5 protein-coding genes are annotated in these 6,736 nt (G+C 70.3%); all 5 read left to right on the top strand.

Annotated features, from left to right (window positions below; all coding sequences use genetic code 11):
* Positions 1-34: 34 nt before the first annotated feature.
* Positions 35-925, top strand: a complete 891-nt coding sequence (locus P3W75_RS19450; RefSeq protein WP_276228941.1) for a 2-hydroxy-3-oxopropionate reductase — start codon at positions 35-37, stop codon at positions 923-925.
* 301 nt (positions 926-1,226) lie between these two features.
* On the top strand, positions 1,227-2,504 hold the full coding sequence (locus P3W75_RS19445; RefSeq protein WP_276228940.1) for a glycerate kinase type-2 family protein: 1,278 nt from the start codon (positions 1,227-1,229) through the stop codon (positions 2,502-2,504).
* Complete coding sequence (pyk, locus tag P3W75_RS19440; protein ID WP_276228939.1) at positions 2,501-3,931, top strand: pyruvate kinase; 1,431 nt, start codon at positions 2,501-2,503, stop codon at positions 3,929-3,931. Before P3W75_RS19445 ends, pyk begins: the two co-directional genes overlap by 4 nt.
* A 481-nt stretch (positions 3,932-4,412) precedes the next feature.
* On the top strand, positions 4,413-5,294 hold the full coding sequence (locus P3W75_RS19435; RefSeq protein WP_276228938.1) for an urea transporter: 882 nt from the start codon (positions 4,413-4,415) through the stop codon (positions 5,292-5,294).
* A 200-nt stretch (positions 5,295-5,494) separates the two neighbouring features.
* Positions 5,495-6,736 (top strand): serine/threonine transporter SstT (sstT, locus tag P3W75_RS19430; protein WP_276228937.1); only part of this gene is annotated, 1,242 nt, incomplete at its 3' end.

Raw genomic sequence — 6,736 nt, 5'->3', positions numbered from 1 at the left:
GCAACCCCAATTGAGCACACCAGGAGACACCCTCATGGCCAAGATCGGATTCATCGGCACCGGCATCATGGGCCTGCCCATGGCGCAGAACCTGCAGAAAGCCGGCCACCAGCTGTTCCTCTCCACCCACCACGACAAGGCCCCGGCCGTACTCGTCGAAGGCGGCGCCGTCGCCCTGGCCAACCCCAAGGAAGTGGCCCAGGAAGCCGAGTTCATCATCGTCATGGTACCGGACACCCCGCAGGTCGAGGACGTGCTGTTCCGCCAGGACGGCATCGCCCAGGGCGTCGGCCCGAACAAGGTGGTGATCGACATGAGCTCGATCTCGCCGACCGCCACCAAGGCCTTCGCCGAGAAGATCAAGGCCACCGGCGCGCAGTACCTGGACGCCCCGGTCTCCGGCGGCGAGGTCGGCGCCAAGGCGGCCAGCCTGAGCATCATGGTCGGCGGCTGCGCGAACACCTTCGAGCGCGCCCTGCCGCTGTTCCAGGCGATGGGCAAGAACATCACCCGCGTCGGCGGCAGCGGCGACGGCCAGACCGCCAAGGTGGCCAACCAGATCATCGTCGCGCTGAACATCCAGGCGGTGGCCGAGGCCCTGCTGTTCGCCGCGCGCAACGGCGCCGACCCGGCCAAGGTGCGCGAGGCGCTGATGGGCGGCTTCGCCTCCTCGCGCATCCTCGAGGTGCACGGCGAGCGCATGGTCAAGGGCACCTTCGACCCGGGCTTCCGCATCAGCCTGCACCAGAAGGACCTCAACCTGGCCCTGGCCGGCGCCCGCGAACTGGGCCTGAACCTGCCCAACACCGCCAACGCCCAGCAGGTGTTCAGCACCTGCGCGGCGCTGGGCGGCAGCAACTGGGACCACTCCGGGCTGATCAAGGGCCTGGAGCACATGGCCAACTTCTCGATCCGCAAGGACTGAGGAGAGTCACTGGGTTATTCCCCTTCGGGCCAGCGCAAGCGCTGTTCGCGATGGGGCCGCGTCCCGCGTTCGCGGGAATGACGGAAACGCCATGTGCCGGCTGGTTATGGGAGTGACAGGCAGGCATACGGATCAACGTCACCCCCGCGAACGCGGGGGCCCAGCGACTCATCTTCGAACCCCGGCCGGCGTTCACGGCCTCGCCGGCCGGGTGTTTCGAAGGTATTGCCCAGGCGCTTGCCCCCAGGCGCCTGCGCAATGCCGAAATAAAGAACAACGACAAGAACCTGAGGAGCCCCAGATGAGCCTCGACCCACGCGCCCTGCTGCGCGAGCTGTTCGACACCGCCATCGCCGCCGCCCACCCGGCGCAGACGCTGGCCCGCCACCTGCCGCGCGTGCACGGCGGGCGCACCATCGTCATCGGCGCCGGCAAGGCCGCCGGGGCCATGGCCGAGGTGGTCGAGGCGCACTGGCAGGACGAGCAGGTGGCCGGCCTGGTGGTCGCCCCCTACGGCTACGGCGCCAACTGCCAACGCATCGAAGTGGTGGAAGCCGCGCACCCGGTGCCGGACGACGCCGGCGAGCGCGTGGCCCGTCGCGTGCTGGAACTGGTCAGCGACCTCAGCGAAGACGACCGGGTGATCTTCCTGCTTTCCGGCGGCGGATCGGCGCTGCTCGCCCTGCCCGCCGAGGGCATCTCGCTGGACGACAAGCGCGCGCTGAACAAGGCCCTGCTCAAATCCGGCGCCGCCATCGACGAGATGAACTGCGTGCGCAAGCACCTCTCGGCGATCAAGGGCGGCCGCCTGGCCCGCGCCTGCTGGCCGGCCAGCGTGTACACCTACGCGATTTCCGACGTGCCCGGCGACGCCGCCACGGTGATCGCCTCCGGGCCCACCGTGGGCGACCCGACCCGCTCCGCCGACGCCCTGGCGATCCTCAAGCGCTACGCCATCGAGATTCCCGCGCACATCCGCGCCTGGCTGGAAGACCCGCGCTCGGAGACCGTGAAGCCCGGCGACGACTGCCTGTCGCGCAGCTACTTCACCCTCATCGCCACGCCGCAGCAGGCGCTCGACGCGGCCGCCGCCAAGGCCCGCGCCGCCGGCCTGGAGGTGCTGATCCTCGGCGACCTGGAGGGCGAATCGCGCGATGTCGCCAAGGTCCACGCCGGCATCGCCCGCCAGGTTCGCAAGCATGGCCAGCCGCTGGCCGCGCCCTGCCTGATCCTCTCCGGCGGCGAGACCACCGTCAGCGTGCGCGGCAAGGGCCGCGGCGGGCGCAACGCCGAGTTCCTGCTCAGCCTCACCGCCGCGCTCAAGGGCGAGCCGGGCATCTGGGCGCTGGCCGGCGACACCGACGGCATCGACGGCATGGAGAACAACGCCGGCGCGCTGATGAGCCCGCGCAGCTACCGGCGCGCGCTGGCCGCCGGGCTGAACCCGCTGCACGAACTGGACGACAACAACGGCTACGGCTTCTTCGCCGAGCTGGACGACCTGGTGGTCACCGGGCCGACCCGCACCAACGTCAACGACTTCCGCGCCATCCTGATCCTCGAGAGTGACGAGCAATGAACAGCGACAAGAAGGTCAAGATCCTCGCCACCCTCGGCCCGGCCATCAAGGGCCGCGAGGACATCCGCGCCCTGGTGGACGCCGGCGCCAACCTGTTCCGCCTGAACTTCAGCCACGGCGAGTACGCCGACCACGCCCAACGCTACGAGTGGGTGCGCGAGGTGGAGGCCGAGCTGGGCACGCCCATCGGCATCCTCATGGACCTGCAGGGGCCGAAGCTGCGCGTCGGCCGCTTCCAGAATGGCGCGGTGATGCTGCACAAGGGCCAGAGCTTCACCCTCGACCTGATGGACGCCGCCGGCGACGAGCGCCGCGTGACGCTGCCGCACCCGGAGATCATCCAGGCCCTGGAGCCGGGCATGAGCCTGCTGCTGGACGACGGGCGCATCCGTCTGCAGGTGCTGAACAACCACGGCGACGCCATCGAGACCCGCGTGCTCAACAGCGGCGAGCTGTCCGACCGCAAGGGCGTCAACGTGCCCGAGGCGGTGCTCAAGCTCAGCCCGCTGACCGCCAAGGATCGCCGCGACCTGGAATTCGGCCTGGAACTGGGCGTGGACTGGGTGGCGCTGTCCTTCGTGCAGCGCCCGGAAGATATAGAGGAAGCCCGCGCGCTGATCGGCGACAAGGCGTTCATCATGGCCAAGATCGAGAAGCCCTCGGCGGTGCAGTCCATCGAAGAGATCGCCCGCCTGGCCGACGCCATCATGGTCGCCCGCGGCGACCTCGGCGTGGAGGTGCCGGCGCAGAACGTGCCGGGCATCCAGAAGCGCATCATCCAGGTCTGCCGCCAGCTCGGCCGCCCGGTGGTGGTGGCCACGCAGATGCTCGAATCCATGCGTTTCTCCCCGGCGCCGACGCGCGCCGAGGTCACCGACGTGGCCACTGCGGTCAGCGAGGGCGCCGACTGCGTGATGCTCAGCGCCGAGACCGCCTCCGGCCAGTACCCGGTGGAAGCGGTGGAGATGATGGCGAAGATCATCCGCCAGGTGGAGGCCGAGCCGGACTACCCCGGCCAGCTCGAACTGAACCGCCCGGAGCCGGAAGCCACGGTGTCCGACGCCATCAGCTGCGCCATCCGCCGGATCAGCCGCATCCTACCGGTGGCGGTGCTGGTCAACTACACCGAGTCGGGCAGCTCCACCCTGCGCGCCTCCCGCGAGCGGCCGAAGGCGCCGATCCTCAGCCTGACGCCGAACCTGCGCGCGGCGCGGCGGCTGAGCGTGGCCTGGGGCGTGTACTCGGTGGTCAACGCGCAGCTGGCGCATGTCGACGAGATCTGCGCCACCGCCCTGGAGATCGCCCTGGCCCAACGCATGGCCCAGCGCGGCGACACGGTGGTGGTCACCGCCGGCCTGCCGTTCGGGCAGCCGGGGAGTACCAATATGTTGCGGATCGAGACGGTGGCGCCTGCGCTGCCCGTGTGAGATCGAAGAGCCCCTCTCCCCAACCCTCTCCCGCCAGCGGGAGAGGGGGCTGGGTGGCAGAAGGCGAGGCGTCGGCGTTACCGGCTGCGCCGGGCTGCCACCCGCCCTTCGGAGAACGGGCGAATGAGTTCCGGAACCACGCCCAGGCGAGGTTCCACACCGCGTCACTCCCGGACGGACGGGGTCGGGAAAACGGGGCCGCGACCCCGTCCGTCCGGGAATGGCCTTAAACGGCCAGCGCAACTGTCGGCCATAGCCACCTCGCAACGCCCACGCAGGCTATGGAGTTCGAGGCCACCCTCCGGCGATCCCGGGGACCGGCCTCTTTTTTTACTCACGCCCCAAAATGGTGCCATGGCAGAATGCACCCGCTGAAACGACCCACGGCGTTTCCCGCGATGCCCTCCCCCGATGGAGTGCACGGCCGCGCGAGCGGAAACGGAGAAACCCCGGACATCCCCTTCCACTGCCCAGACCCTCGATGCGCCCACTCCCCTTGTTGACCCTCTGGCTGCGCGGCTTCAGCCAGGTATTCCTGCAGCGCGCACCGCTGTTCGGCCTGCTCTGCCTGGCTCTGATCGGCGCCTGCGCGCCCAGCCTGCTGCCCGGCGCCCTGCTCGGCGCGACCACCGGCCCGGCCTGCGCGCGCCTGCTGCGCTATCGCCAAGCGGATATCGACGACGGCCTGTACGGCTACAACGCCGTGCTGATCGGCCTGCTGCTGCCGCTGAAGTTCGCCTGGTCGCCAGCACTGCTGATCCTGGTGCTGCTCGCCAGCATCGCCAGTGTCCTGCTGCAACACCTGCTGCTGGCCAGTTCGCGCCATCGCCACGGGCTGCCGCCCTACACCCTGGCCTTCGTCCTGCTCGGCTGGACGCTGGCGCCGCTCGGCCAGTGGCTCGGGCTGGGCGCCGGCGCGCCCGGCGCCGGCCTGTTGCACCTGGCGCTGCCGGCGTTCCTCGAAGCCAGCGCGCGGGCCTTCGGCCAGGTGATCTTCCTCGACGCCCCGCTGGCCGGCGCGCTGATCTTCCTCGGCCTGTTGCTGGGCGCGCCGCGCGCCGCCACCTGGGGACTGTTCGGCGCGGTGCTGGCGCTGCCGGTGGCGGTGTTCGCCGGCATCCCCCAGGACGCGGTGCAGAGCGGCCTGCTCGGCATGAACAGCGCGCTCGCCGCCCTCGCCCTGGCCCTGCGCTTCCCCGGCCCCGCCGCGCCGCTGGCCGGCGCCGTGCTGGCGCTGCTGCTGCAACGCGGCATGGTCGCCCTCGGCGTGCCCTTCATGACCGCGCCCTTCATCGTGGCCTGCCTGCTGGTGCTGCTCGGCGAGCGCCTGCTGCGCCCGCGCCGGCTCAACGCACCGGCCTGACCACAGGCGCGGAAATCCCCACCTGGCTGGCATGGATCAATTTCCGGCCAGCTGTGGCGGCTCATACTGCCTCTTGCATGAACGCCAGCCCATTGCGGATTTCCGACGGCCAGCGCCCCTGATCGCACCCGTGCGGGCATAATTCGCGCCCTTCCGCGGCCCTAGCGCCCGCGTTCCCACTCTCCAGCAGCGGTAAGGTCATGACGCTTCCCACTCCCACCCTGTTCCAGCGGATCCAGCGCAGCAGCCTGGTGACACGCATCTTCGTCGGCATGCTCGCCGGTATCGCCCTGGCCCTGGTCTCGCCGAGCGCGGCGCTGGCCGTCGGCCTGCTCGGCAAACTGTTCATCGCGGCGCTGAAGGCCGTGGCCCCGGTCCTGGTACTGGTGCTGGTGTGCGCCTCCATCGCCAACCACCAGGTCGGCCAGCGCACGCATATCCGGCCGATCCTGGTGCTCTACCTGCTGGGCACCTTCGCCGCGGCGGTGGTGGCGGTGACGGCCAGCTTCGCCTTCCCCTCCACCCTGGTGCTGAACACCGCGGCCGCCGCCGAAGCCGCGCCCCCCGGCGGCATCGGCGAGGTGCTGCGTACGCTGCTGTTCAGTGTCGCGAGCAACCCGGTGCAGGCCCTGCTGGAAGCCAATTTCATCGGCATCCTCGGCTGGGCCGTGGGCCTGGGCATCGCCCTGCGCCACGCCCGCCAGAGCACCCGCGACCTGCTCGACGACCTGGCCGGCGGCGTGACCCTGATCGTCCGCGTGGTGATCGCCTTCGCCCCGCTGGGGATCTTCGGGCTGGTGGCCAGCACCCTGGTCGAATCCGGCTTCGGCGCCCTGCTCGGCTACGCGCGCCTGCTCGCCGTGCTGCTGGGCTGCATGCTGTTCGTGGCGCTGGTGGTGAACCCGGTGATCGTGTTCTGGAAACTGCGCCGCAACCCCTACCCGCTGGTCTTCACCTGCCTGCGCGAAAGCGGCGTGACCGCCTTCTTCACCCGCAGCTCGGCAGCCAACATCCCGGTCAACCTGCAGCTGTGCGAGCGCCTGGGCCTGCACGAGGACACCTACTCGGTATCCATCCCGCTGGGCGCCACCATCAACATGGCCGGCGCCGCCGTGACCATCAGCGTGCTCAGCCTGGCCGCGGCCAACACCCTGGGCATTCCCGTCGACCTGCCCAGCGCGCTGCTGCTGTGCGTGGTCTCGGCGCTGTGCGCCTGCGGCGCCTCCGGCGTGGCCGGCGGCTCGCTGTTGCTGATTCCGCTGGCCTGCGGGCTGTTCGGCATTTCCGGCGAGGTGGCCATGCAGGTGGTGGCGGTGGGCTTCGTCATCAGCATCCTGCAGGACTCGGCCGAGACCGCGCTGAACTCCTCCACCGACGTGCTCTTCACCGCCGCGGCCTGCCTGGCCGAGGAACCCGGCGCCGGCGAGCCGGACCTGAAAGGC

Origin of the sequence: Pseudomonas citronellolis, assembly GCF_029335315.1 — a bacterium.
Lineage (GTDB): Bacteria > Pseudomonadota > Gammaproteobacteria > Pseudomonadales > Pseudomonadaceae > Pseudomonas > Pseudomonas citronellolis_A.
This window is presented reverse-complemented; position numbering and strand designations above follow the sequence as displayed.

Bases quoted from the DNA above. Each gene is read 5' to 3' on its own strand.
- P3W75_RS19435 (WP_276228938.1), top strand. From the start codon at position 4,413: ATGCGCCCACTCCCCTTGTTGACCCTCTGGCTGCGCGGCTTCAGCCAG.
- pyk (WP_276228939.1), top strand. From the start codon at position 2,501: ATGAACAGCGACAAGAAGGTCAAGATCCTCGCCACCCTCGGCCCGGCC.
- P3W75_RS19450 (WP_276228941.1), top strand. From the start codon at position 35: ATGGCCAAGATCGGATTCATCGGCACCGGCATCATGGGCCTGCCCATG.
- P3W75_RS19445 (WP_276228940.1), top strand. From the start codon at position 1,227: ATGAGCCTCGACCCACGCGCCCTGCTGCGCGAGCTGTTCGACACCGCC.